Raw genomic sequence first — 1,010 nt, 5'->3', positions numbered from 1 at the left:
TTCTGGTCTGTCCAGTCCGTCACCAGATCACCCATGATGCCGTTGTGGTATCCGAACATCATGAAGGTCTGGCCGCGCTTCATGGAGGGCTCCACATAGGCCATGGCGTAGCTGGAGCCGTAGTCGTTGAAGACCTCCACCACATCGCCGGACGCTATGCCCAGGTCTGCGGCGTCGGCAGGATGCATTTCGATCGGTGCCATGGGATAGCGCTGGCGGCGAAAGTCGACGCGCTCGTCATGGTACGCGGTCTGCCAGATGTGGTTGGTGCGGCCGTTGTTGATCCAGAAGTCGTACTTCGAACGCTGTTCCTCGACCTTGTCCGGCAGGCCGGTCCATGGGGCTGGTTGGAAGTGCGCCTTGCCGTCGTCGGTGCTGAACTTGTAGTCGGCATAGATCATCTCGGTGCCGATCAGCTTGTCGTCCTTGTACTCCTGCACCGGCAGTTGAACGCCGTTGTTACCCATGGCCCGCAGCCGATCGTAGGTGACGAGATCCCCGGTGGCACCACCTTGGCTGTCGATTCCCTCCGGCTTTCTGAAGCCGTCGTTGAAGGCGTCTTCTTCGGTGTCCCAGTCGAACCCCGAGAAGCGCTCGGCCATTTCGGCGTTGCCGTCTTTCTCGTACAGCGCCTTGAGCGCATTGGCCATCTCTGCGGCGATGAGGCAGTCCGGCTTGGCCGCGCCCGGCGGATCCATGAATCGTTCCGAGAGACGCATGCGCCGCTCTCCGTTCATCGATGTCAGATTCATCTCACCCGGATGGGCCGCAGGCAGCATCAGGTGTGATGCCCGCGCGTTCTTAGTCGGGTAGAGATCGATCGTGACCATGAACAGACCGCCCTTCCGGCTCACCGAGTTGTAGATGGCATCCACAAGCTCCTCGACCGAGCCGCCTCGGACCGCGCCGATGGCGTCGCGCACCTTGTTCGTTCGCTGGATGACCCGGTGGCGGTAGTTCTGCGCATTCAGGGTGGTCTGGAAGGGGTTAGTGGCCCAGACCGTCAACAT

General features: G+C 61.2%; 1 protein-coding gene. It reads right to left on the bottom strand.

Going from position 1 to position 1,010, the window contains the following annotated elements:
* On the bottom strand, positions 1 to 1,010 hold a 1,010-nt coding region (locus CKO31_RS26050), incomplete at both ends, for an arsenate reductase (azurin) large subunit (RefSeq protein ID WP_200243816.1).

The organism is Thiohalocapsa halophila, assembly GCF_016583825.1.
Taxonomy (GTDB): domain Bacteria; phylum Pseudomonadota; class Gammaproteobacteria; order Chromatiales; family Chromatiaceae; genus Thiohalocapsa; species Thiohalocapsa halophila.
This window is presented reverse-complemented; position numbering and strand designations above follow the sequence as displayed.